Genomic DNA, 24,162 nt, shown 5'->3' with positions numbered 1-24,162 from the left:
TATCTATTCTTTATTCTTTATTCTTTTTTAAAAGAAATTATTACATAAAAGTAAAATAAATATTGCAAAAAAGTAATAAATTTAATATAATAAACATTATAGTTGTAAAAAATGTGATATGAAAGGAGTGGCTATATGAAAAAGTTAGGATTAACCAGTAAAATATTTATTGGTCTAATCAGTGGAGCTATATTGGGTATTATATTAAATAATATTGGAGCATCATATTTTAAAGATACAATTTTAGTTGGTGGTATATTTGAATTAATGGGACAAATATTTTTAAGAGCTATTAAAATGATGGTTGTACCATTAGTATTTGTTTCTATTGTAAATGGAGCAGCATCTATTTCTGATATTAGAAAGTTAGGTAGAGTTGGATCTAAGACTATATTGTTTTATATCTTAACAACTACTATAGCCATATCTTTAGCCATAGGTCTTGGATTTTTAATAAATCCAGGGGTAGGTTTGGATATGTCTCAAATTGATAAAATAGAGCCAACCATTGGAGAATCAAAGCCATTGGTTCAGGTTTTCTATGAAATGGTGCCTACAAATCCAATTAAATCCTTTACAGAGGGAGCTATGTTACAAATTATAGTATTTGCCATGTTAGTAGGAGTTGGACTTGCCTATTTAGGTGATAAGGTAAAGGGGCTTATAGGTATATTTGAACAATTAAATGAATTGGTAATGAAAATAGTGGACTTTGTTATGTTAATAGCGCCCTATGGTGTTTTTGCATTAATAGCTAAAACATTTGCATCCCTAGGTTTTGAGGCTATGGGTTATCTTTTGAAATATATGATTACAGTAATATTAGCATTATTAATCCACGGAACTTTAACCTATTCTGGACTACTAGTAGTATTTACTAAATTAAATCCAATAAGATTTATAAAGAAACTTATGCCAGCAATGGGAGTTGCCTTTTCAACAGCCAGTTCCAGTGCAACAATACCAGTGACTTTAGAGACCATTGAAAAGGATATTGGAGCATCAAAGAGTATTGCATCCTTCACGATACCTCTAGGGGCCACAATTAATATGGACGGAACTGCTATAATGCAAGGTGTTGCTACAGTGTTTATATCCCAAATATATGGTGTGGATTTATCAATTCAGGCAATATTAACAGTTATAATGACAGCTACATTGGCATCAATAGGAACAGCAGGGGTACCAGGGGTTGGTCTTATCATGTTATCCATGGTACTTCAGGCGGTTAATATACCTGTTGAAGGGATAGCATTAATAATAGGAATCGATAGAATTTTAGACATGGCAAGAACAGCGATAAATATAACGGGAGACTCTGTGTGTACAACTATAGTTTGTAAAACAGAGGGAGAGTTTGATGAGGAAGTTTTTAATTCTTAATTAAGAATTAATGTAAGGACAAGGCATGCCTTGTCCACTTTTTTTGTTTTTTCTTGTTATCTAGGGATATTTATAATCCTCAATTTTTAATTAGTTGTTGGTTAGGATTAGTAACTCTAGTTATTGATGGGGATTAGTAACTCTGGTTATTGATGGGGGATTAATAACTCTTATCGTTGCTGGGGGATTCGTAATCCCACAGCTTATTGAAAAATAAAATCTTTGACATAATAGGTCTTCAAGAAGACCTAAAGGCTTCAATACATTGAAGCCCTACATATATTTATGGATTCACCAATTCCCTGCTCTCTGCACCTTGCACCCTGCACAGAACAAAGAAGGGAAAAAGTTGCCTTTGTTCCATTAAAATAATTTGAAAATTTAAAAATATTAATATATAATATATTACAAATAAAAAGAAAGGTGGGATCATGATGAAGGTTATATCAAATGATTTAAAGACTAATAATATTTTACAGGGGGTAGTGTTATTTGAGCTACAAAAAAGCAACAGAAATACTCCCAGACCACCTTATAGAAGAGGTACAAAAATATATTAGCGGAACCCTTTTATACATACCTAAATCAGGAAAAAAGGCGGGATGGGGTCAAGTAAGTGGTGCTAGAGAGTTACTAAATAAAAGAAATAATAAAATTTATAATATGTTTAAAGAAGGCATTGACATTGAAGAATTATCTAAGATCTTTCATTTAAGTGATGAAACTATTAAAAAAATTGTTTATAGTAAAGAATAATTATAATTGTTTTATACCTGTTAATCTCATACATACTATGGCATAATATAATTAACCGGTTAAACTGATGGGAAAGGGAGATGATAGCAATGACAAATGAGAGGTTTTTAATTATTTAATAAAAGAAATAAATAGGGTGATGACTAAACTTTTCACCCTATTTATTTAGAAATATTAAAAAAATTTAAAAAAAGTCTTGCCATTAAAAAGAAATAGTGCTATAATTTATTAGTAATCAAATAAAAATAATTTTGAGGAGGTCGCGAGAATGATTAAATTAAGAAGATTATATTCATTAAACAAAATTGAAAACAGAAAAAGATGCGACCTAGAAGAAAGTTTGCTAGATTAATAGTAATAGATTTGTAAACCAAGTTCTAGGTCTGAAACCTAGGACTTTATATATTTATATATAGTAATGTAATATTTAAAAGTCATGGGATAATCCTATGGCTTTTTATGTGGAATTTTATATAACTATAAAATAACTATGATTAATAAAAAAGTCACAGGTTTTCCCTGTGACTTTTTTATGTCTAATAAATATACTATTAAAGGAGGTGATAATCATGAATAATAAGTATAAAGATGCAGTAAACAGACTAAGGATGAAAGTTAGAAAAAAAGATATTGGCTTAGAAACATATTTAAAGCTAGAGTATAGGAAGTAGTGGATTCACCAGGAGGGATATAATGCTAAATACAGTAAAAGATCTAAAAAGTAAAATGAATTTAAAGGATAAGAAAAGAGACGTAGGACTAGAAGAGTATTTAAATCTAGGGTATAGGAGGTAATAGATTATGAATGGTAAGTATAAAGACGTAATAAATAGATTAAGAATGAAAAGTAATAAAAGAGATAAAGGACTGGAAACATATTTAAAGTTAGAGTATAGGAGGTAATAGATATGAATGGTAAGTATAAAGACGTAATAAATAGATTAAGAATGAAAAGTAATAAAGGAGATAAAGGACTGGAAACATATTTAAAGTTAGAGTATAGGAGGTAATAGATATGAATGGTAAGTATAAAGATGTAATAAATAGATTAAGAATGAAAAGTAATAAGAGAGATAAAGGACTGGAAACATATTTGAAGCTAGAGTATAGAAGGTAATTGACAGATATATAGGAGTGATATCATGTTTAATACAGGAAAAGATATTTTACTTAAGATGAAGTATAAAAATAGAAAAAAAGACAAAGGATTGGAGACATATTTAAAACTAGAATATAAAAGATAAACTTATAATTTTAAGGAGGATTAAAATGAAAAATATTAAAGAGTTTGATCTATCTAAAGGTTTAGGTGTTAAGGAGTTTCTGATAGTGAAATATATAAATAAAACTTAGCACACCCATAAAATCTTAATATATAGGGGTTTAGGTTTTAAAACCTAAACCCCGCCATTAAAAAGAATAATTTTCGCAATTTTTACAGTATTTAAATAATAGAAATTATATATTGTTATAACTTTGGAGGGAAGAACAATGGAAAATATAAAAATAGTAGAATACGATAAATCACATGCTAAAGAACTAGCTAAAATGTGGAATATGAGTGGCGATAATTGGGGAGGGATGGATGCCGTTCAAACAGAAGAAACCATAATACAAGAAAATGAAGGTAGCGGAAACCTAAAAGCTTATGTTGCATTAGATGGAGAAGAAGTAGCGGGATTTTGTAGTTTTTCAGAGTATCAACAGGATGAAGGGGCTTCATATATACCATTACTAAATGTTAGACCAGACTATCATGGGAAAAAAGTTGGTAAAAAGTTAGTGCTGGAAGTTATTAAAGATGCTGTTAAGTCTCCATGGCCTAGACTTGATTTATATACATGGCCTGGAAATACCAAAGCAGTGCCGTTGTATAAAAAGTGTGGATTTTTCTGGGAGAAAAGAGATGATGCTACCCACCTTATGAACTTTATACCAGCAGTTTTAAAAAATGAAATAGTTAAAGGTTATTTTGATAATTACTTTGATTGGTATAAAGATAGTAAAAGGGAAATTGAAGTAAAGCCCGATGGAACTGAAGAGCATGATTATTGTGATTATAGATATATTTGGGAGAAAAATGATAGAATATTAAAATTAGAATTTGAAAGAAAAGGTAGAAACTTAAAGTTTATAGAGACAGAGGATTATTTGATTAATATGAATATACCCAGTTCCCAACTGGTTTTTGGGAAAACATATAAAGTGAAATATCATATTTTAAATAAGAGTGGTAAGGACTTAAATATTTCAATAAAGGGCTTAGATGATAAAAATATCAAATCTGACTTTAATATAAAACTAAATGTTTCATCGGAGAGGACTATAGAAGCTGAATTTTATGTAGGGGAAATTGAAGAAGAACAGAATACGTGGAGAACCCATCCTTGTGTAAAGTCAGAAATACATGTAAATGGGGAAACGGCTATATTTGGATTAGGGATTGAGCCCAAATTTCCTGTCAAAGTTAAATTGGTTGTGCCAAATAAACCAGCTTATAGGGATATAAAGTCTAAATGTTACTTGGATATAGAAAATAGTTTTGATGAAGATGCTGTTTTCAACTTTTCTTTACAAGATACAGAAAACATATCTTTTATGAATAAAGATTATGAAATTAAATTGAAGGGAAAAGAAAGAAAGTCAATTAGATTAGAATATATTTTAACTAATCATTGTTTTTATGAGTCCAATATTGCTATTGATATAAAGCTTAAAGATTCAAAAATCACATTCAATAAGAAAATATCAGCAATATTTAAAGGAAATATAGGAAAATTAATGGGAGAAACCGAAGAAAAATGGATAGTATCTAATGGTAAATATACATTATCCCTTGATAAGTTTGAAAATGATCTTATATTAACAGATTTTTCTAAAAATATTTTTGAGACTATAGGTTTATATCCTAAAATAGGAAAACCCTATTCACTGGAATTTTCAAAAATAAGACCTATAAATGTTAATTTCTATGAAGAGGGTGAAGGGGTAGTATTAGAAGCTACATACAGATCTAGAGACTTTAAAGGCATACAACTTGTTTTAATAGCAAAATTATATTTAAATGGGGTAGTTGAATATTATTATGAGATACATAACTTAGAGAATGAAGTTACAAAAGGGGATATATATTTGAGTCAGGGTATATATCATAACTTATCCCACTCCTTTATACCATATAAGGATAAAATAGTTGAAATTAGTGGTACTAACTCAAGTATGTTGGATTATTGGAACAGTAATGCTGTTACAGAAAACTGGACATTCTCAGAAGGGGAAAATATCACAAGGGGAATTGCCTGGCCTAAGGAATATGAGGTTAATTTCAACGGTTGGTACATTTCAGCAGATAATAATTTTGGAAAGTTAAAGGAAAAGGAAATTATAAAAACTAAGAAAATGTATATAGCTTGGAATACATTTAACAGTTGGAGAGCATTTAGAGATTTTGTTATAAAAAATCATTCTTCAAGAAAACTAATCTCAGTGGATAAGATAGACTTTGAGGTTAATAATGGAAATCCATTTATTAATGGGAATTTTGATGTGAGGATTAAGGATTATAGAGAGGTAGACTTTGACGGACAAATAGAGGTTTCTTCAAGTAATAATTTCTTTGATACTAAGAGCAGAGAAATTAACAAGAAAGATTCCATTAGAGAAATAGAATTTAATCTAAACACGTCTACTATAGGATTAGATACCATAGATTTAAAGGCAAACTTAGACTCAATGGAAGTAAAAAGTAAAAAATCAATATTTAATATAGGTAGTAGAAAGATAAAGAAAAAAATGACTAAAGAGCAAGGAATGGATGTATATATACTAGATAATGGATTAATAAAACTAAAGTCAGCTCCAGAGTTTGCAAGTTCAGTTTTCTCATTAACTTATAATGATAAGGAATGGTTAGATAGTTCATTTCCAACCCCTAGACCTAAATCATGGTGGAATCCATGGACCGGTGGAATAACTTGTATGCCCGATGAGAAATTCACTAATACATCTATGCTAGAAGAAAAAAGCAGTTGTCAATTTGTTGAGAAAATAGATAATCATAATAACAGATGGGAAGGCATAAAGATAACATTAGACATACAAAAACATAAAAAATATAAAGGACTTAAAATAAATCAATTCTTTATGGTTTTACCGGAACTACCTATATTGTGTCATACAGTAGAGTTAGAACAAGATACAGGGGTCTATTTTGATTCTGTAGAGTTTATATGTGAAAATTATTTTAAAATAGGTGAAGAGTTAAAGGAAAGCTGGTTTAGAGTTAAAGATAGAAAAGGAGATTTTATTAAGTATAAAGGTGGAAGAAAACAAGATGTTTTATCTAGTAATTCTATGATCTATGGATCAGAAGACCTTAATGATAAATTACAGCTTATATATACAGGAGAGGATACATTATGTGGATTTTCTAACCCAGAGGCATTGGGAAACCTAGTGATAAATAATGCAGACATTGAACATGGAGACAGTATGTTTATACCTCCAACATTTATGATTTTTACTGAAGAATATATAGAAGAAAAATTATTAAAGGATTTAAAAAATATTAAATTTTAGTTTATAGGATTGGGCATGTGTGAGGAATTGACATGTCCAATCCATTTAGTCATGTATTTGATGTCATAAATAGATTGTTAATTTAAGGTTCCAGTACTGGGGTATCCGTAATCCCAGGTTCCGTTGTTGGGGGATTCGTAATCCCCCAATTAAACTAATCATTATAACTAAAGGGGGACTATTATGTGTATTGACATAAAAAATTCTAAAGGAAATAATATGATAGAGCTTAATAAGAGGAATCTTTTTAATACCTATAAACTATTCACAGACTCTGGTCTTAACATTTTAGTTAAAGAGGAAGATATAAACTGGATAGTAAAAAACAATTCTTCTTGGCCAAACTATATATTTAATACTAATTTTGAGAAGAATAATATAAGTAGTCGAATAGGAGATATGAAAGGTAAAATTAAGTCTAACAAAGCACCAAACTATTGGGTAGTAGCCCCTAATTCTAAAACAGAAAATCTAGAGAAACATTTACAAAAAGAAGGATTTAATGCGGTAACAAGTTGGTCTTGCATGGGAGCTAATTATAAAGATATAAAAAAAGATTTTGATAAACCTAATGATTTAATTATTGAAACAGTTAGCAGTAGAGAGAAATTAGAAGATTGGTCAAAAGTAATAGGAGACTGTGATGTAGATGGTCTGGATAGACTATCCTATAATGAGAAGGTGAAATTTTATATAGGATATATTAATGAAAAGATAGTTGGATATTCTATGATGGTTTTATCTAATGAAGTAGCGGGACTTTATATGATAGGGGTATTACCGGATTACAGAAACCAAGGTATAGGTAAAGCTATGACCATAAAGCCCATATTAGATGCAAAAAATATGGGATACACTACAAGTGTCCTTCAAGCTACAGAAACGGGAGAAAGAATTTATAGACAAATTGGATTTAAAGAATACTCTAGATACAAAATATATAAATATGAAGAAAATTAAGATAGAGAACTAAAGGAGAAAAGATAATGAAAATAATAGATGCCCATTTACATTTTTCAGATATACAGAGTTTTAAAGATACAGCTAAAGATATATCATATATAGACTATTCATCTAAAGGACTTAAAAAGGAATTTGATGATAATAATATTATTATGGGAATAGGAATGGGTCTTACAGAGGAAAGTATGGGAGGTTTTCCTGATAATAACTCACAAAATCCTATGGGACTTGATTTAGAAGAAAGTATACCAAAGTTTTTAGTCTATAGTGTGGGAATTAACCCAATTAAACTTAGTGAAAACAAAAATAAGGAACTGATTAGAATAGAAAGGGAGTTAGAAAAGGATAATGTTGTTGGAATAAAAATTTATGCAGGATATTATCCCTATTATATATATGATGAAGTCTATGAAAATGTTTATGATCTTGCAAAAAAATACAATATGCCAGTGACTATACATAGTGGAGATACCTATTCCCAGAGAGGATTATTGAAGTATTCCCATCCATTAACAGTGGATGAACTGGCGGTATCCCATAGGGATATAAATTTCACTATAGCCCATTTTGGTGATCCTTGGATAATGGATACAGCGGAGGTTATAGCCAAAAACCCCAATGTATATGCTGATCTCTCGGGATTAATCGTAGGGGATAAAGAGAAAGTAGATAGATTTAAAAATCAAAGACTTTATTTAGAACATATTCAGAGGGGTCTTATATATGCTGATAATTACTTTAAAATATTATTTGGCTCCGATTGGCCATTGGTTCAAATAGAGCCCTATATAGATTTTGTAAAGGAACTTGTACCTAAGGAGTTTTATGAGTATGTATTTTATAGAAATGCTTTAAAAGTGTTTCCTAAAATAAATAAATTATTATAAAAATTGATTAAAGGGGAGATTATAAATGAATATTATATTAAAAGAGGTTAATAGTGATAATTTTGATGAGTGTATAGAGTTGGAAGTATCAGAGAAACAAAAGGGATTTGTAGCATCTAACTTATATTCCATAGCCCAATCTAAGGTTTTACCAGGATGTAAGCCACTGTGTATATATGATGGAGAAAAAATGGTGGGATTTGCAATGTATGAAATTGATACTGAAGATGATGATATAAGCATATGTAGACTAATGATAGATAAAAAATATCAAAATAAAGGTTATGGAAGAGCAGCTATGATAAAATTATTGAAACTTATAAAAGAAAATTATAAATATAAAGAGGTATATATTAGTACAGAACCTGAAAATCATATAGCCCAAGGATTGTATGAAAGTTTAGGTTTTAAAAAGAATGGACAAGTTCTTGAAGGTGAAGTAGTATCGGTACTTAAGTTTTAGTATAGTATATGGAGGCTTTTTATTTAAAGGAGGAAAATGAAATGAATATACGTATAGCAACAGCAGATGATATAAGGTCATTATGGAGTGATAATAATTTACCTACTAAAAATTATTTTATTAAAGGTGTAGAAGAGGAAAATATTGAGTTTTGGACAGTGGAAGATGAAGAAAGTAAAAAGTTAATAGGGGAACTTTATATATTTTGGGATTCAGAAGACAAGGATGAAGCCAATGGGGTAAATAGGGCCTATTTATGTGCCTTTAGAATAGAGAAAGACTATCAAGGTAGAGGGTTAGGTAGTAAATTAATGAAGAAAGTGATTAAAAGAATTGAAGAGAAAGGCTTTAATGAGATAACTATAGGTGTTGATGATAATGATGAAAAACTAATAAATATGTATAATGCTTGGGGATTTGATACACACATAAAGACAACAACTATTGATTACCATAATGTAGATGATGCTGGTAATCCATTGAAGGATGACCCATATAGAATTTATCTTAAAAAGCTTAAGTAATATACGGGACTTATGGATGTGGACAAGCTAAGGGACGGTTAATATATAAATATAATATATTAAAAAACAGAAAAATTTCTTTGAGAAACAATGAAAGTAGCTGAAAGAAATCAACAGTTAATTATAAAGTAACAGGAACTTTAAATGAGGAAACGAGAGATGGTTATAAAGGAGATGAGTTCAGCGATGCAATATACTTTCGAAATTACAATGGCGGGCTGTGGAACTAACTGTATGCACTGTAGTGTTGATGGTGGTCCATCGAGAAATATGTCATTTTCAGATTATATTAAGTGTCTTAAAAAACTAAAACCCATATTAGATCCCTTGGAGGGAGATATTTCTGTAACACCGGGAAATGAGCCATTAAATCATCCAGAGGCAAGGAAAATTCTTTCTTACACCCATGAAATGATGCCTAAGTATTATCCTGATCAACCCTTTGATACACCAACAACAGGAGTAGTATTTATGAGACGAAAGGATAAAGAGGAGATCATTGATGTTCTGCCTAAAATAGGAGCGAATGAGGTCATGTTAACATTACATGGTAATGAAAAACATCATAATGAAATAGTTAGAAATCCCTTAGGTTATCAGTCGATAGTGGATACTGCCCAATATTTTCACTCTCAGGGGTTTAAAATTGTTTATAATCTTATGGTTAGCAAGTATCTAATTGAAGATTGGGATACAGTGGTATCTTTTTTAAAAGAACATCATTCTTCAAAGGTACATTTCACAATACCTTCCTACCTTCCCATTGAACGTCTAAATATTTACCAAAAGATTCGTGCAGAGTATGATGACTGTATGAAACTGAAGGGCCGTTTATGTGAAATGGGAATTGATGAAGAAAAGTTTTTTGAAAAGGTAGAATCAAACTGTGAAAAGACTATTGCCCAAAGATTTAAAGATGGTATTGATTATAAAAGAGCAGAGAAGGAATATCCAAATTGGGTATTTTTCAACATCAGTCAAGATCTGGATATATACTATGGAAATGCAGGGGCAAGAACAAAATTACTCGGTAATCTTCTTAAAGAATCTGAAGAAGAACTTTATCAAAGAATTATAGCTCAAAAAGCCAACTATAGTTACTCTGCCTATTATGATGTGGACAAATTACCGGCGATACAAAGTATATTGGAAAAAGTACAACCTTTACAGACAAATTATGTTTATTCTCGAGAATCAGATTGTTTGTATTGGTGGTTTAATCAGTGCAATATCCCCGATATACTTTTGAAATAAAGGGTGTATATGTAGACCTTCATATACTATAGGAAAAGTATGGGATGGTACATGGTTTTATGATAAAGGGGGAGAATATGATGAAAATTGAAAAATTAACAAATGACAAAGTTATAGATTTTATTGATTACTGTAAAAGATACAGGAGTGAACTGGATGATAGTTTTTTATGCGATGAGGACTTAAAGGAATTTAAATTAAATGATGAAAATCCCACATACATCCTATTGAATAATAATGAAATCGTAGGGGCAGTTTCTCTCATGATCAATTCATATTATAAAAGAGGGAAAAAGGGGAGATTTAGAATATTTCACAGCATTAAACCTAAAATAGAAAATTATCAGTTAATGTTAAAAGAAATATTAAATCACGTAGATGAAATAAATGATATATTTCTTTTTATAAAAGAAGAAAAGCATAATATAGCAGATATACTTCAAAGTTTGAATTTTCATATAGAAAGGTATGCCTTTTATCTTATTAGAGACGATATCGATATATCAAAACCATCCTTTCCAGAAGGATTTAAATTAAGAGAATTTAGAAGTGGACTTGATGAGGAAAAATTGAGCGAAGTTATAAATGAGGGTTTTGGTGGGATTCCTAAAACTCCCGAGATGTTTAAAGATATACAAGATAAAGAAGATAGTATAGATGGGGGTATGATGTTACTCTATCATAATGATAATCCCATAGGAGCGGTAAGGGCATCAAAGGAGTATGAAGAAGGTAAAATTTATACACTTATTTCATTTTTATGTGTAAAACCCAGTTATCAAAATAGAGGATTTGGGAAAAATCTTTTAAGGGCAGCAATAAATCATGGTAGAGATAAAGGTATTCCTTTGGCAATGCTCACTGTGAGTGAAGAAAATGATAAAGCTGTAAATCTATATTATAAAGAGGGATTTGAGAAAAAACAAGTGATGGTTTGTTATAACTATAATTTATCTGATTGAGAAAATGAAGAGGATTATTATGTGGATAATTAAGGGGGATAAAAATGATTATTCGAAAATTAAAAGATAATGAGCTTAAACAAGCCATTGATATAAAAAGCTATTGTTGGAGTGAAGATTTTGCAGGTATAATTCCAAAAGGATGCTATGAACCTATAGAAGAATTAGATTTTATCACAAAATGGATAAAAGAAGAATGTAATGATATAAGGGTTATTTATGGTGCCTTTATTGGAGAAAAATTAGTTGGGTTTATAGGTGCTAGTATTGCAGAAAAAGAAGATATAGAAAATGGAATAGAAATCAATTATTTATTTATGAAAAAAGAATATAGAAATAAAGGGACGAGTCTAAAGTTGTTAAAAACTGTTGTTGACTTTTATATTACTAAGGACTTTGAAAAGGTTATAGTATATAACTGGCATGAAGCTGAATCCAATGGATTCTACCAAAATATAGGGGGAGAGGTTTTAAAACAGATTACACAAAAACCAGGAGGAAAAATAGCTTTAGTGGATATATTTGTTTGGGATATTAACGAATTAAGGGATGCATTGGATATTAAGATAGAAAAATTAAACATGTAAGTAGCTCTCATAGTCAAAAGATATTATTAAAACATTAGGAGGGAACACATGAATGGCAGCAACATAAAGCTTAAGTACCTAACGTCAAATGATATAGATAAATTAATAGAGTTTGAGAGACAAGCACGATTAACAGAGCCGGAAATATGGTTAGATGATTATGATGAAGATAATTATAGATATAAATTAAAGAAAGCCAACCTTGATAAAATGGAAAATAATAAAATAATTATAGCTATGGAAAAGGATAATACAGTGGGAAGATGTGATATATCTATAATAATAAGTACAGTGGATTTTGAGAAAACCGGTTATATAGATTGGATATATACGTTAAAAAATAACCGGGGAATGGGTATTGGAAAGAAATTGTTTTCTAAAGCAGAAGAGTATTTTAAAGAAAATGGAGTAACGGGGTATTATTTATTCACTGCCGAAAATGAACAAGATAAGGAATTTTATTATAGACAGAAAGACTTTAAGTTTTCTAAAAAAGAAATAGCAGAAAAAAAGTTTAAATAAATTAATAGATTATCATAAACAGAGAGTAGAAAGAGGGGGAAAAATGGGGAAAGAAGATAAAAGAAATAGATTAGAAGACAATATATTTGAATATAGAGCCGCAAAGAGTGGAAAAGTTTTTATATATTGGTATGGAAAACAAGTGTCTATATTAAAGGGGAAGAAAGCAGAAAAATTTCTTAAAAAAGTGGCCAATGCAGATGAAAAACAACGACAATTAATTATGGCCAAGGTAACAGGAAACTTTAAAAGAGGAAATGAAAAATTAGCCAAAAGATAATTTTATAAGATTTGGGTATACCCAAATCTTATAAAAAGAAATGGGGGACTTAATATGACAATAAAAGAAATGGACAAGTTAAGGAAAAACATTAATATAGGAGACAATATAAATTTGGTTTACCAAAAGCCGGAGATATTTTCTAGATATCATATTGTCTATCATGGGCAAAAATATAGTAACCATTATTTTAGAAGTTCACCGAATACATTGTCAGAAAAGGCAAAGTATTTAGATGAAGGATATTTTATTATGAAAGATGAGAAGGTTATAGGTGGAGTTTTTATAAAGCCAAATTTTATGGCTGATTTATTCCTTGTGCCTCCTTTTAAAGACTATGAATATATTTTAGATAAGTTATTGAAGTATCTTAGGACTATATCAAAGAACAATGAGTCTATAGTAATTGGAGAAGTATTAGAAACATATGTACCTTTTTACAAAAGTAGGGGGTATGAAATCGAAGAAAAGGAATTTTGGATGATTAGACCCACTGAACAGTTAGAAGCAATTGTTCCTGATAATTATGAATCTAAACCTGTGGTTGACGAAGATAAAGATGAAATTGCAGATATAATAATAGCTGCTTATAAAGCTAATCCATGTTATAAAACTGTTGATAGTAAAAATAGGTATGTAGAGCATGTGGAATTCGTTTTAAAGGATAATAAAGAAAATGAAATGCTTTATAATAGTTCCAGGGTAGTAGTACATAAGTACACCAATGAAATCGTTGGAGTTTGTTTGCATATGGAGTTTGAAGGATTACCATTAATAATGAGTTTAGTAGTAAGACCTGACCATCAAGGTAAAGGCATAGGCTCATATCTTTTAAGACATTCGATTAGTTATTCCAGTACTAAATATACTGCAACTAGATTATCTGTCATTCATAATAACTCTGCAGTAGATGTTTACGAGCATATGGGTTTTATTAAGAATAAAACAATAAATGATATGTACTTAAGAGCGGGATAAAATGAAGGGAAATATACAATATAAAGAAGGCCTTACATTTAGTAAAGAAGATATAAAAAATTTATATGAAGATGCAAAGTGGAGTCTTTATACTGATAATATGGACGAACTAATGAAGGCAATAACTAACTCATTAAAGGTTATCACTGCATGGGATAAAGATAAATTAGTTGGATTAATTAGAGTAGTAGGAGATGGAGTATCAATAATATATATACAAGACATATTGGTCTTAAAAAGTTATAAAAGAAAGGGTATAGGTGGAGGACTTATAGAAAAGGTCTTAAAAAATTATAGTGATGTAAGACAGAAAGTGTTATTAACAGATGATACAGAGGAAACTAGAGGATTTTATGAATCTATTGGATTTAAGTCCTGTGATAATGGTGGATTAGTAGCATTTGTTAATTTTGATTAAAATAACTTAGGGGGAGTTTAAAATGAAAGTAGATGTAAAAGAGGCTGAAAAATATTTAAGGAAATGGCAGGAGATACTTAGATTTCAAGATTGGGATATAAAGTTACATATAGTTGATACTCAGTGGAGAAAGACTGGAGATATAAAGATAGATAGGGATAATAGAAATGCTATACTTATGCTCAATGGACATAATCCTAAGAGACTTAATATTGAAGGGGTAGTAATACATGAACTAATGCATTTAAGATTATGGGATATGGATCAAATGATAGAAGAACTAATAATAACTGTTTTTGGCCAGGATGAAAGTAATCCTGGATATAACTTTGCCTATGGAAAGTTTATGGAGACATTAGAACGTACCACAGAGGAGATATCTAGAAGTTTTTTGCAATTGAAAGGGGAAAATAAAGAGATTTCCTATGGAAAATTGGAGGTACAGGTAAAGGAAGAAGTTAAAAATAATAGAGTATAATTACAAGGAGAAATAAAAATGGAATTTAAATTTAAACCTATGAGTAAAAAATATGCTATGGATATGATTATTAATTGGAAGTATGAAGGAGAATATTCTATATACAACTATGAAAATGAAAAGGAACATATTTTAGATAGTGATAGTTGGGGAATAGGATTATTTGCAGTACTAAATGAAAAAGAAGAGTTAATTGGAGAACTTACTATTGAATTTTTCGATGAAAAGGATGAATTTGTAGAAAATAAAGATTTAGAATCAAAAAAAGATGAAAGCCTGGAAATATGGATTGGATTTGGACTAAAACCTGACCTTACAGGAAAGGGATTAGGATCAGATTTTGTATGTGCCTGTACTGAATTTGCAAAGAAAAAGCACCGTTATGAAGGTAAATATATTAGACTGGGAGTAGCTGAATTCAATAAAAGGGCTATTAAAACATATAAAAAAGTGGGATTTGAACGGTTTCAAACATATGAAAGTGAAATAGACGGAAAAAACACAGATATAATATGGATGAGAAAAGAATTGTAGTATTTTTTATTTATAGTGGGAGTTGTTATTATGTATAAAAGCAAAGAAGAAATAATAAATGCTATAGAATCCCATCAATGGGATTATGAAAAAGAGTTAGTAGTTGATGGAGTGACTCAAATAAAAGAAGAAAATTTAATTATGAGAAAAGTAAAAGGCTCAAATAGTATATATTCTAACAAAGTTGTAAAGTCGGTATTTAAAAATAAAGTAGAGAATAATATAAATTATGTATTTAATTTTTTGGGCGATAAACCCTTTTCATGGTGGATAAGTCCAAATTCAAAGCCTTTTGATTTAAAAGAGCATCTCATTAAAAGGGGAATGGAAGTTATAGATGAATATATTGGACTGGCATTAGACTTAAATAAATGGGAAAAACTTGAGATAGAATTACCATATTTAATAACTGAAGCTAGAAATGAAAAGGACTTGAGGGAACATGTTAAAGTTAGCGAGGAGATATGGGGACTAGATGAAGAGTCAGCTAAAGTCGCATTAAAGCAAAGAGTACAATATTTTAATCTTCCTAGTAGAAGGGGTAACTTTATAGTTGCACTGGATAATGCTAGTGGAGTAGGGAATGGAAGTTACCGTTATAGCCAAGATGGAGAGGTTATTTATTTAACTGGTTCTGCTGTTTTACCTAAGTATAGAAAACAGGGAATATATAGTAGTATGGTTGCCTATAGATTGAATATGGCCAAAGATAAGGGATGTAGACTAGCAACGGTACAGGCTAGAAAGGGTACTTCAGAGCCAATATTAAGAAAAATGGGATTTAAGGAATACGGAAAATATTATTTGATGAAAAAGGAATAGGTATATATTATTAAATTAAGTACTTGTGATATCACAAGTACTTAATTTTTATAGAAAGTATAAATATGCTAAATATGTATTGAAAAAAATGGATTTATAAATTAAAATATACATATAATAAAATAAATAGGGAGGTTTTTTATGGAAAGTTACTATAAACATGCTATGAGAAAATGTATATTATCTATGATATTTATGACGGGAATAATCTTTGCTGTGGTAACAACAATAATTTGGAAAATGGGTTTGTCCCTTACAGTTGGAATAGTTGTGTCTTTTATAATTATATTACTTCAGTTCTTGATTTCTCCTATTGTGGTAGAGTGGATATATAATATAGATATGTCTAAAGAAGAGACTTTCTTGTCTGAGGATATATTAAATTTTATAAAAAATACATGTGATAAAGTAAATATAAAAGTTCCTAAATTGGGAATCATAGATGATGGGAATCCTAATGCATTTACCTATGGATATACACCATCTAGTGCAAAATTAGCCCTTACTACCGGTCTTGTAGAAAGGTTAGATGATGAAGAATTAAAATCTGTTATAGCCCATGAAATAGGACATATAAAACATTACGATTTTATAGTTATGACCCTTGTATCAACAATTCCATTAATACTTTACCAGATATATATAGGAACGAGGAGTAAAGAAAAGTCTACCCCTAGTTATTGGATAGGGATAGGAGCATATATAGTATATATATTAAGTCAATACTTAGTACTTATGTTTTCTAGGGTAAGGGAATATTATGCTGATAACTTTGCTAAAAATATAGTAAAGGATGGTTCCCATTTAAAAAGTGCATTAATAAAAATAGCTTATGGATTGGCTGATTGTGATGAAGAATCTACTGAAAAACCTAGAGCATCATCACTAGCTTTTACAAATAATATACAAAATGAAGCCTTTATGTTAACTAATTATAAAGCATTTGATAAAGAAAATATAGAAAAAAGTTTAATGAGATGGGATTTGAAAAGTGTATGGGGAAAATGGTATGAGTTAAATTCAACCCATCCTTTAACTTCTAAAAGGATATTAGCCTTAAATAAGGAAAAAATAGAAAATCATAAAACAAATTTCAAAGATATTGTTATATTTTTATTAGATTGTTTTATGAATATATTACCTATGATAACTGCATTTACAATGATGTTTATGTTTACTGGAGACAAATTAAAAGAAGTTGAAATATTTAGTTCAATAAAAGATTTAATATTTTACTATCCCATATCTGTAGCCATAGTGGGAGGGAGTATTTTAGCAAAATATTATTATTCATTTGGTCATGGTTTTAAGAAAAGTAATGTATATGACTTATTGGCTAGGGAAGATGCGTCCCCTATCAAAGGAATACCAGCAGTACTAGAAGGAAAAGTGATAGGCAGGGGGATTCCAGGATTATTTTATAGTGAAGATATTATGATAGATGATGGAACAGGTATAATGATAGTTGACTATAAGCAACCCTTTAGATTTTTGGAGTTTATTTTTGGGGTATTTAAGGTAGATGAAATGAAAGATAAAGATATAAAAATAGTAGGATGGTATAAAAGGGGAGTGAGGCCTTATTTTGTAAGTAGATATATGATTAAAGATGGTAAAAAAATAATTTCATATAATTATATACTTACACAGTTATTAGGGTATTTGTTAGTATTATATGGGGTGGGGTGTAGTTTTTTTGATATTGTGATGTAGTGAATAGAGTATTTTGACTCTCTTTTTTTGTGTGTATATGGTATATGTGGTATATGTACCGGTTAACAATATTAGTAATAAATAATAGAAATTCTAGGTATAAAAGAGAAAAAGTAGGTAATAATTTTGAATAAAACAATAGGAAAGGAATGAATGTTATGCCTAGAATTCCAAGACAAAAAAGTCCTGAAAGTATTTACCATGTTATGATTAAAAGTATTAAAGAAGTAGATCTTTTTGTAGATGATGAAGATAGAATGAAGTACCTTTCATTATTAAAAAAGTATAAAGATAAGTATCAGTTTAAGATATATGCCTATTGTCTTTTGGATACCCATGGTCACCTAATGATAGACTGTAATGGAGCTGATATATCTAGAATAATGCATAGTATAAATTTTTCTTATGCAATATATTATAATAAAAAATATGAACGTAGGGGTCATCTCTTTATGGACAGATTTAAAAGTAAAATAGTAGATACTGAAGAATATCTTATAGTTTTATCAGCATATATACATAATAATGCAAAGGATATATATGGTTATGAGAATAAACTAGATAAATATGAGTTTTCAAGTTTAAAGGAATATATAAACAAAACTAATACATTTGGTATATTAGATCCATTTTTCCTTACAGATATTATTGGATTAGGGAGAGAAGAAAATTTATCTAAATATATCACACTAGTTAAGAAAACTGATAGTGAAGATAAAAACTTGGATATGGAATTTATAAACGAAGGAACTGAATATAAAAGTTATCGTAGAATAATACCTAGGGAATATGAACCAGAAAAGGTTATAGAGTTTGTTTCAAATTATTTAAAAGTAGATAAAGAAAAGGTTAGAGTTAAATATAAGAGGGAGTTTACTCCTTTTAGGGCTATAAGTTGTTTTTTACTGAGCTGTTATTGTGATATCAGTCAGAAAAAAATATGTTATTACATTGGCAATATAGTTCAGACTAGGGTTTCTAAATTATCAAATATGGGAATGGAAATGGTTTTTAAAGATAAAGGGATATTAAATAAATTTTTACAAGAGGCATAAAAGCAAAAAAATTAAATATTACATAAAAGGGGTTTTTTTGTTGTATCTAAAAATAAATAATATTAAATCTGAAAAGTCTATTTTTTAAAATAAGGCTTTTTTTGTTTGTTTTATTATTGTTAAGGAAGAATAGTTCACTTAAATAATGAAACTTTATGTTTTTTATATTTAACCGGTACTATAATACTATAAGTTATAATTACTGTAATTAATGTTTTAAACGAATATTTAAAATATAATTAACCGGTAATAAAATAATAAAATATTTACTTTATAGCAATTATCATAATTCTTAAATAGAAATAATAGTTTATATAAAAAAGAAGGGGGCGTGTATATTATGTGGATTATTATTGGAAAAAACAAATTGTTAAGAATTGTTACTATAGTTTTTATATTACTTATAATATTATCCTTAATATTTGGGAAAGTCATAAAGACAGATGCTAAACCAAAGGGGTATATAGTGTTGGTTATAGATGATTTTGGGAACAATGGTGATGGTACAAAGGAGATGTTATCCCTTGATATACCTATAACTGTAGCGGTAATGCCCTTTATGTCCTATAGTCAAGAAGAAGCTAAGAAGGCCCATAAAGCTGGATTTGAAGTAATAATGCATGTACCCATGGAACCTGTTCATGGGAAAAAAGAGTGGTTAGGACCCAAGGGGATTACTTGTGATTTATCATTAGATGAAGTAAAAAGTAGGATTAATGAAGGTCTGGATATTTTAAAATATGCCAAAGGGATGAACAATCATATGGGATCTAAAGTGACTCAAGATAAAAGAATAATGAAAGCAATTCTTGAGATAGCTAAGGAAAAAAATCTTTATTTTGTAGATAGTAAAACCACACCTAAATCTATAGTGCATAATATAGCTGATAAGTTAGGTGCTATATCCTTTGAAAGGGACATATTCCTTGATAATAACAAGGATATAAAAAGTATTGAAAAGCAGTTGTTAAAGTTAGGTAATATAGCTATAAAGAAGGGATATGCTATAGGAATAGGTCATGTGGGACCAGAGGGTGGAACTGTAACCGTAAAAGCTATAAAAAATGTGTACCCTACATTGCAAGAACAAGGAATAAAATTTATATATCCATCTCAACTAGAAATGTTTACAAAATAGAAACTGTATAGTATAATGTTTATATAAATACAAACTAATGAGGGGAATGTTTGTTTATGAATAACAGGGATTTATTTTGGAATTCGGATATTGACAGTATAAAAAAAGGATATATTTATGATGATGATAAAGCAGAATATATATGTTTAATATGTGGCAAAAAATATGAAGAAGGTATAATATATCCCCAAGGTGATAAATTATATGATGCAGAGAGGACCATGAAGAGTCATATAATAAAAGAACATAATTCTGTATTTGACTATCTCATAAATATGGATAAAAGATATACAGGACTTACAGATGTTCAAAGACAGATGTTAAAATATTTTTATATGGATCTAAGTGATAAAGAGATAGTTAAAAAACAGGGAAGTGGAAGTACTTCTACAATAAGAAATCATAGGTTTAAACTTAATGAAAAGGAAAAGCAGGCTAAAGTCTTTTTAGCTATAATGGAATTATTAAAAGAGGATAAAGTAAATAGAGAGGATTTTGTAGATATACATAAAGGCGCCACAATGGTAGATGATAGATATGCTATTACCGAAGAAGAAAGAAGAAAAGTATTAAAAAACTATTTTAATAAAGATGGGAAACTAGATATATTGCCTAGTAAAGAAAAGAAAAAAATAATAATATTAAAGAATATAGTAGAAAATTTTAATAATAATAAAAAATATACAGAGAAAGAAATAAATATTATACTAAAGAGGATTTATGAAGATTATGTTACTATTAGAAGATACCTTATCCAATATGGATTCATGAAAAGAACTAAAGACTGTAAGTACTATTGGATAAATTCTTAGAGAAAAAATATAGAAGGGAGTAAACTATGGGGAAAATTCAGGGGGACTTGTTTCAATTAGAAGGTTATAGTGTAAAAAAACTTAACATAGAAGAGGATTTAGATAATTTACAATTATTATGCGAAAAGTGTTCAGATTATCACCAATTAGCAGAGGGAAAGCCTACTTCGACAACGGCAGCAAAGGAGCTTTTTAATGATTTACCAAATAATAAGACACATGAAGACAAAATTGTTATAGGAATATACGATGGTTCAAATCTAATTGCAGTAATAGATAACTTGATTGATTTTCCAAATAAAGGCACGTGGTTTTTGGGGTTATTAATGATAGCACCTAAATATAGGAATAATGGATTGGGAGAAAAAATATATAAAAAGTATAGACATTGGGTATTTGATAATGGAAGTAAGACCATAAGACTAGGTGTATTGTATGAAAATCATAAGGCATTAAAATTTTGGCAGAGAATAGGTCTTGATATAATTAGAAAGGTAAAGGGTTATAAAACTGGAAATAGAATGACATCTGTATATATTATGTCTGATAAATTAGAAGGAGAGACAGATAAAAATGACAAGAAGAATAATTGAAGTTGTTCCCTATGATAATACTTGGAAAGAAAAATATAACGAAGAGGCAGAAAAAATAGAGAAGATATTAGGGGATAAAATAATAAACATTTATCATATAGGTAGCACCGCTATACCTAATATGATGGCTAAACCTGTCATAGATATTATGGTTGAGGTAAAGAACATAGAGGAAATAGATAATTATGATAGTGGGTTTAATAATATAGGATATGAAGCTATGGGTGAGCATGGGATAAAAAATAGAAGATTTTATCGGAAAGGGAAATATAATCGTACCCATCATATACATATATTTGAAAAAGGAAATGAAGAAATTAATAAACATCTTAATTTTAGGGACTATATGAAGGCTCATCCAAAGCTAGCTAAAGAATATGGTGAATTGAAAAGTAAATTAGCTAGGGAATTTAAATATGATAGTGAAGGTTATTGTAACGGCAAGGACAGTTTTATAAAAGAAATAGATAAAAAGGCATATAGATGGAAAAATGATATGTAAAAGGATATCCTTAGGGATATCCTTTTACATATCATTACTTAAACTAATAAATTCATCAATTTTTTCTTTGATCAGATTTAAGGAACTTCTCCAAAAGTCAACGGAATGAACATCAATGGCCATCATTTTGGTTACATCTACTATATTATTCTTACCTGTTGCGGCTAACAAAGTATCATATTCTTTAACAAAATCGTCACCACGCTTTAGGTATTCAGCATATAATCCCTTAGCAAATAACTCTCCAAAGGCATATGGAAAATTGTAGAAATTTAAGCCAGCATAATAATAATGGGGTTTATTAGCCCACATATATGGGTGGAGATAATTATGATCTAACCCATCACCATAGGCCTCTTTTTGAGCCTCAACCATAATTTCTTTGAGTTCTTTAACGGATAAAGCATGGTCCTCTCTTCTTTCAAACAACTTACTTTCAAATAAGAATCGACTATAAATATCAACTATAACTTGACCATAGGATTGGATAGAAGACTCTAATATTCCAAAGGACTCTTCTTTACTAGCCTCTTTTAGGGCTGCATTTGTAACTATAGTTTCACAGAATATAGATGCCGTTTCAGCCACAGGCATAGTATAACTACTGTTTAGTATGGTTTCATCCTTTAAACAAGCCCCATGATATCCATGTCCAAGTTCGTGGGCAAGGGTGGTCATATTACTAAAGCTACCATTAAAGTTTGCAAGGATTCTACTTTCACCTATTGGATTAAGGTTTGAACAGAAGGCTCCCCCTCTTTTTCCATTTCTAGGTTCTGCATCTATCCATCTACATTCAAAAGCATTATCTGCAAAATTAGCTAATTTATCACTAAAAGTACTGAAGTTTTTAACTATATAATTTCTTGCTTCTTCATAGGTAAACTTCATTTCCACATCTCCCATAGGTGCAAATAAATCATAGAAAGGAAGGCCATTTTTATGTCCTAATAATTTTGCCTTTCTTTTATAATATTTATGGAAGTGGGGAAGACTCTCTTTTATAGCAGTAAGCATTGCAGTTAGAGTCTCTTCATCCATTCTTGATTTTATCAATGTTTCTTCAAGGGGAGACTTATAACCCCTCTTTTCACATAAAGTTATAACCTCGCCTTTAATTCCATTTAAAGCTGCAGCTGAAGATTCTTCTATTTTTTTATAGGATTTAAGTTCAGCATCATAGGCTGTTTTTCTAACTTTAGAATCTTTATCATAAGCCATATTTCTAACTACAGGTAATGGTAACTCTTTTTCTTCACCATCAATATTAATATCTACTAATAGGGTAGAAGATATAACATTTTGAAGTTTTGACCAAGCTTTAGATCCTGTATTTGACATTTTAGATATTAGAACTTCTTCATTTTCACTTAACATATATTTAGCCTTATTGGCTATTTCTTTTATGTAAAATTTATGTTTAGATAAAAATCTAGATGATGATATAATATCATCAAGATTATCTAATCTGCCTAACCACATTTTAAAGTTGACTTCAGGCTTGGTAAGTTCTGTTGATTTACTTTGTAGCTTGTCTAAAATCTTTAATGCCTCTTCATTTTTTGCATCAACTGCCGAAGTTAGGCTTGCAAAAGAAGCCAATTTAGAAAAAAGATTATTAAGTTCAATTTCTTTTTGTAAGTATAGTTCTAATTTTTCTTTAGCATTGTCCTCAGAGCTTAAGTTTTCATTGCTCCATTTTTTTAGAGTGTCTACTAAGTTATAACACGTTTTTAAATCATCACTGAATTCCTTAGAATCAAAAGAACTATATAGTTCATCTAGACTCCATCTCATATTCATATTAAAACCTCCTTTTAGTATATGATACATTTATTTACTGAATATTTCAATAATAAATTTAGAAACTCGAAATAAATTTAGAATAAATTTAATATATTAAATTTAAATACAGAAAATATGACAATATATAAAAAATTTTGACAAAGAATTTTTTTAT

At 29.5% G+C, this 24,162-nt stretch carries 24 protein-coding genes; 23 read left to right on the top strand and 1 reads right to left on the bottom strand.

What is annotated here, in order from left to right; genetic code table 11:
* Nucleotides 1-135 precede the first annotated feature (135 nt).
* From V6137_RS15825 to V6137_RS15715, 23 genes are all read left to right on the top strand, one after another.
* Entirely contained in the window at nt 136-1,383 is a 1,248-nt protein-coding gene (locus V6137_RS15825) for a dicarboxylate/amino acid:cation symporter (RefSeq protein WP_425448929.1), read from the top strand.
* Nucleotides 1,384-1,875: 492 nt separating this feature from the next.
* A complete protein-coding gene (locus tag V6137_RS15820; protein ID WP_425448928.1) occupies nt 1,876-2,139 on the top strand; it encodes a CD3324 family protein in 264 nt (87 codons plus the stop codon).
* A 1,491-nt stretch (nt 2,140-3,630) separates the two neighbouring features.
* Nucleotides 3,631-6,717, top strand: a complete 3,087-nt coding sequence (locus V6137_RS15815) for a GNAT family N-acetyltransferase (protein WP_425448927.1) — start codon at nt 3,631-3,633, stop codon at nt 6,715-6,717.
* Between the two features lie 183 nt (nt 6,718-6,900).
* The gene (locus V6137_RS15810) at nt 6,901-7,677 is read left to right on the top strand and encodes a GNAT family N-acetyltransferase (protein WP_425448926.1); all 777 of its coding nucleotides are present in this window, start codon (nt 6,901-6,903) and stop codon (nt 7,675-7,677) included.
* Nucleotides 7,678-7,703: 26 nt separating this feature from the next.
* A complete protein-coding gene (locus V6137_RS15805) occupies nt 7,704-8,567 on the top strand; it encodes an amidohydrolase family protein (protein WP_425448925.1) in 864 nt (287 codons plus the stop codon).
* 25 nt (nt 8,568-8,592) lie between these two features.
* Nucleotides 8,593-9,030: a GNAT family N-acetyltransferase gene (locus tag V6137_RS15800; RefSeq protein ID WP_425448924.1), complete on the top strand. Its 438-nt coding sequence runs from the start codon at nt 8,593-8,595 to the stop codon at nt 9,028-9,030.
* A gap of 41 nt (nt 9,031-9,071) precedes the next feature.
* Nucleotides 9,072-9,554, top strand: coding sequence for a GNAT family N-acetyltransferase (locus V6137_RS15795; protein ID WP_425448923.1), 483 nt, complete (start codon nt 9,072-9,074; stop codon nt 9,552-9,554).
* Nucleotides 9,555-9,698: 144 nt separating this feature from the next.
* Complete coding sequence (locus V6137_RS15790) at nt 9,699-10,808, top strand: radical SAM protein (RefSeq protein WP_425448922.1); 1,110 nt, start codon at nt 9,699-9,701, stop codon at nt 10,806-10,808.
* Nucleotides 10,809-10,888: 80 nt separating this feature from the next.
* Nucleotides 10,889-11,770: a GNAT family N-acetyltransferase gene (locus V6137_RS15785; RefSeq protein ID WP_425448921.1), complete on the top strand. Its 882-nt coding sequence runs from the start codon at nt 10,889-10,891 to the stop codon at nt 11,768-11,770.
* Between the two features lie 44 nt (nt 11,771-11,814).
* Nucleotides 11,815-12,357, top strand: a complete 543-nt coding sequence (locus V6137_RS15780) for a GNAT family N-acetyltransferase (RefSeq protein WP_425448920.1) — start codon at nt 11,815-11,817, stop codon at nt 12,355-12,357.
* Nucleotides 12,358-12,405: 48 nt separating this feature from the next.
* Nucleotides 12,406-12,879: a GNAT family N-acetyltransferase gene (locus V6137_RS15775; RefSeq protein ID WP_425448919.1), complete on the top strand. Its 474-nt coding sequence runs from the start codon at nt 12,406-12,408 to the stop codon at nt 12,877-12,879.
* A 43-nt stretch (nt 12,880-12,922) separates the two neighbouring features.
* The gene (locus V6137_RS15770; protein WP_425448918.1) at nt 12,923-13,159 is read left to right on the top strand and encodes a hypothetical protein; all 237 of its coding nucleotides are present in this window, start codon (nt 12,923-12,925) and stop codon (nt 13,157-13,159) included.
* Nucleotides 13,160-13,213: 54 nt separating this feature from the next.
* Nucleotides 13,214-14,137, top strand: coding sequence for a GNAT family N-acetyltransferase (locus V6137_RS15765; RefSeq protein WP_425448917.1), 924 nt, complete (start codon nt 13,214-13,216; stop codon nt 14,135-14,137).
* A 1-nt stretch (nt 14,138) separates the two neighbouring features.
* Nucleotides 14,139-14,555, top strand: coding sequence for a GNAT family N-acetyltransferase (locus V6137_RS15760; protein ID WP_425448916.1), 417 nt, complete (start codon nt 14,139-14,141; stop codon nt 14,553-14,555).
* A 22-nt stretch (nt 14,556-14,577) separates the two neighbouring features.
* Complete coding sequence (locus tag V6137_RS15755) at nt 14,578-15,033, top strand: hypothetical protein (RefSeq protein WP_425448915.1); 456 nt, start codon at nt 14,578-14,580, stop codon at nt 15,031-15,033.
* A gap of 18 nt (nt 15,034-15,051) precedes the next feature.
* Nucleotides 15,052-15,567 carry a GNAT family N-acetyltransferase gene (locus tag V6137_RS15750; RefSeq protein ID WP_425448914.1) on the top strand — a complete coding sequence of 172 codons (516 nt, stop codon included), beginning with the start codon at nt 15,052-15,054 and terminating at the stop codon, nt 15,565-15,567.
* A 30-nt stretch (nt 15,568-15,597) separates the two neighbouring features.
* The gene (locus tag V6137_RS15745) at nt 15,598-16,389 is read left to right on the top strand and encodes a GNAT family N-acetyltransferase (RefSeq protein WP_425448913.1); all 792 of its coding nucleotides are present in this window, start codon (nt 15,598-15,600) and stop codon (nt 16,387-16,389) included.
* Nucleotides 16,390-16,530: 141 nt separating this feature from the next.
* Nucleotides 16,531-18,102, top strand: a complete 1,572-nt coding sequence (locus V6137_RS15740; RefSeq protein ID WP_425448912.1) for a zinc metalloprotease HtpX — start codon at nt 16,531-16,533, stop codon at nt 18,100-18,102.
* A 158-nt stretch (nt 18,103-18,260) separates the two neighbouring features.
* Nucleotides 18,261-19,157 carry a transposase gene (locus V6137_RS15735; RefSeq protein ID WP_425448911.1) on the top strand — a complete coding sequence of 299 codons (897 nt, stop codon included), beginning with the start codon at nt 18,261-18,263 and terminating at the stop codon, nt 19,155-19,157.
* A 340-nt stretch (nt 19,158-19,497) separates the two neighbouring features.
* On the top strand, nt 19,498-20,295 hold the full coding sequence (locus tag V6137_RS15730) for a divergent polysaccharide deacetylase family protein (protein WP_425448910.1): 798 nt from the start codon (nt 19,498-19,500) through the stop codon (nt 20,293-20,295).
* Nucleotides 20,296-20,351: 56 nt separating this feature from the next.
* Entirely contained in the window at nt 20,352-21,107 is a 756-nt protein-coding gene (locus V6137_RS15725) for a DUF2087 domain-containing protein (RefSeq protein WP_425448909.1), read from the top strand.
* 26 nt (nt 21,108-21,133) lie between these two features.
* Nucleotides 21,134-21,700, top strand: coding sequence for a GNAT family N-acetyltransferase (locus V6137_RS15720; protein WP_425448908.1), 567 nt, complete (start codon nt 21,134-21,136; stop codon nt 21,698-21,700).
* Nucleotides 21,681-22,202 carry a GrpB family protein gene (locus V6137_RS15715; RefSeq protein WP_425448907.1) on the top strand — a complete coding sequence of 174 codons (522 nt, stop codon included), beginning with the start codon at nt 21,681-21,683 and terminating at the stop codon, nt 22,200-22,202. Before V6137_RS15720 ends, V6137_RS15715 begins: the two co-directional genes overlap by 20 nt.
* 24 nt (nt 22,203-22,226) lie before the next feature.
* On the opposite strand, the gene V6137_RS15710 is transcribed toward V6137_RS15715, so the two are convergent.
* Complete coding sequence (locus V6137_RS15710) at nt 22,227-24,005, bottom strand: M3 family oligoendopeptidase (RefSeq protein WP_425448906.1); 1,779 nt, start codon at nt 24,003-24,005, stop codon at nt 22,227-22,229.
* Between the last annotated feature and the right edge of the window lie 157 nt (nt 24,006-24,162).

It is taken from the genome of Dethiothermospora halolimnae (assembly GCF_037577855.1).
GTDB lineage: Bacteria > Bacillota > Clostridia > Tissierellales > VENL01 > Dethiothermospora > Dethiothermospora halolimnae.
This window is presented reverse-complemented; position numbering and strand designations above follow the sequence as displayed.

What these genes read in the sequence shown, in the direction of transcription:
- V6137_RS15825 (WP_425448929.1), top strand. Translation starts at nt 136, where the DNA reads ATGAAAAAGTTAGGATTAACCAGTAAAATATTTATTGGTCTAATCAGT.
- V6137_RS15815 (WP_425448927.1), top strand. Translation starts at nt 3,631, where the DNA reads ATGGAAAATATAAAAATAGTAGAATACGATAAATCACATGCTAAAGAA.
- V6137_RS15810 (WP_425448926.1), top strand. Translation starts at nt 6,901, where the DNA reads ATGTGTATTGACATAAAAAATTCTAAAGGAAATAATATGATAGAGCTT.
- V6137_RS15805 (WP_425448925.1), top strand. Translation starts at nt 7,704, where the DNA reads ATGAAAATAATAGATGCCCATTTACATTTTTCAGATATACAGAGTTTT.
- V6137_RS15800 (WP_425448924.1), top strand. Translation starts at nt 8,593, where the DNA reads ATGAATATTATATTAAAAGAGGTTAATAGTGATAATTTTGATGAGTGT.
- V6137_RS15795 (WP_425448923.1), top strand. Translation starts at nt 9,072, where the DNA reads ATGAATATACGTATAGCAACAGCAGATGATATAAGGTCATTATGGAGT.
- V6137_RS15790 (WP_425448922.1), top strand. Translation starts at nt 9,699, where the DNA reads ATGAGGAAACGAGAGATGGTTATAAAGGAGATGAGTTCAGCGATGCAA.
- V6137_RS15785 (WP_425448921.1), top strand. Translation starts at nt 10,889, where the DNA reads ATGAAAATTGAAAAATTAACAAATGACAAAGTTATAGATTTTATTGAT.
- V6137_RS15780 (WP_425448920.1), top strand. Translation starts at nt 11,815, where the DNA reads ATGATTATTCGAAAATTAAAAGATAATGAGCTTAAACAAGCCATTGAT.
- V6137_RS15775 (WP_425448919.1), top strand. Translation starts at nt 12,406, where the DNA reads ATGAATGGCAGCAACATAAAGCTTAAGTACCTAACGTCAAATGATATA.
- V6137_RS15770 (WP_425448918.1), top strand. Translation starts at nt 12,923, where the DNA reads ATGGGGAAAGAAGATAAAAGAAATAGATTAGAAGACAATATATTTGAA.
- V6137_RS15765 (WP_425448917.1), top strand. Translation starts at nt 13,214, where the DNA reads ATGACAATAAAAGAAATGGACAAGTTAAGGAAAAACATTAATATAGGA.
- V6137_RS15760 (WP_425448916.1), top strand. Translation starts at nt 14,139, where the DNA reads ATGAAGGGAAATATACAATATAAAGAAGGCCTTACATTTAGTAAAGAA.
- V6137_RS15755 (WP_425448915.1), top strand. Translation starts at nt 14,578, where the DNA reads ATGAAAGTAGATGTAAAAGAGGCTGAAAAATATTTAAGGAAATGGCAG.
- V6137_RS15750 (WP_425448914.1), top strand. Translation starts at nt 15,052, where the DNA reads ATGGAATTTAAATTTAAACCTATGAGTAAAAAATATGCTATGGATATG.
- V6137_RS15745 (WP_425448913.1), top strand. Translation starts at nt 15,598, where the DNA reads ATGTATAAAAGCAAAGAAGAAATAATAAATGCTATAGAATCCCATCAA.
- V6137_RS15740 (WP_425448912.1), top strand. Translation starts at nt 16,531, where the DNA reads ATGGAAAGTTACTATAAACATGCTATGAGAAAATGTATATTATCTATG.
- V6137_RS15735 (WP_425448911.1), top strand. Translation starts at nt 18,261, where the DNA reads ATGCCTAGAATTCCAAGACAAAAAAGTCCTGAAAGTATTTACCATGTT.
- V6137_RS15730 (WP_425448910.1), top strand. Translation starts at nt 19,498, where the DNA reads ATGTGGATTATTATTGGAAAAAACAAATTGTTAAGAATTGTTACTATA.
- V6137_RS15725 (WP_425448909.1), top strand. Translation starts at nt 20,352, where the DNA reads ATGAATAACAGGGATTTATTTTGGAATTCGGATATTGACAGTATAAAA.
- V6137_RS15720 (WP_425448908.1), top strand. Translation starts at nt 21,134, where the DNA reads ATGGGGAAAATTCAGGGGGACTTGTTTCAATTAGAAGGTTATAGTGTA.
- V6137_RS15715 (WP_425448907.1), top strand. Translation starts at nt 21,681, where the DNA reads ATGACAAGAAGAATAATTGAAGTTGTTCCCTATGATAATACTTGGAAA.
- V6137_RS15710 (WP_425448906.1), bottom strand. Translation starts at nt 24,005, where the DNA reads ATGAATATGAGATGGAGTCTAGATGAACTATATAGTTCTTTTGATTCT.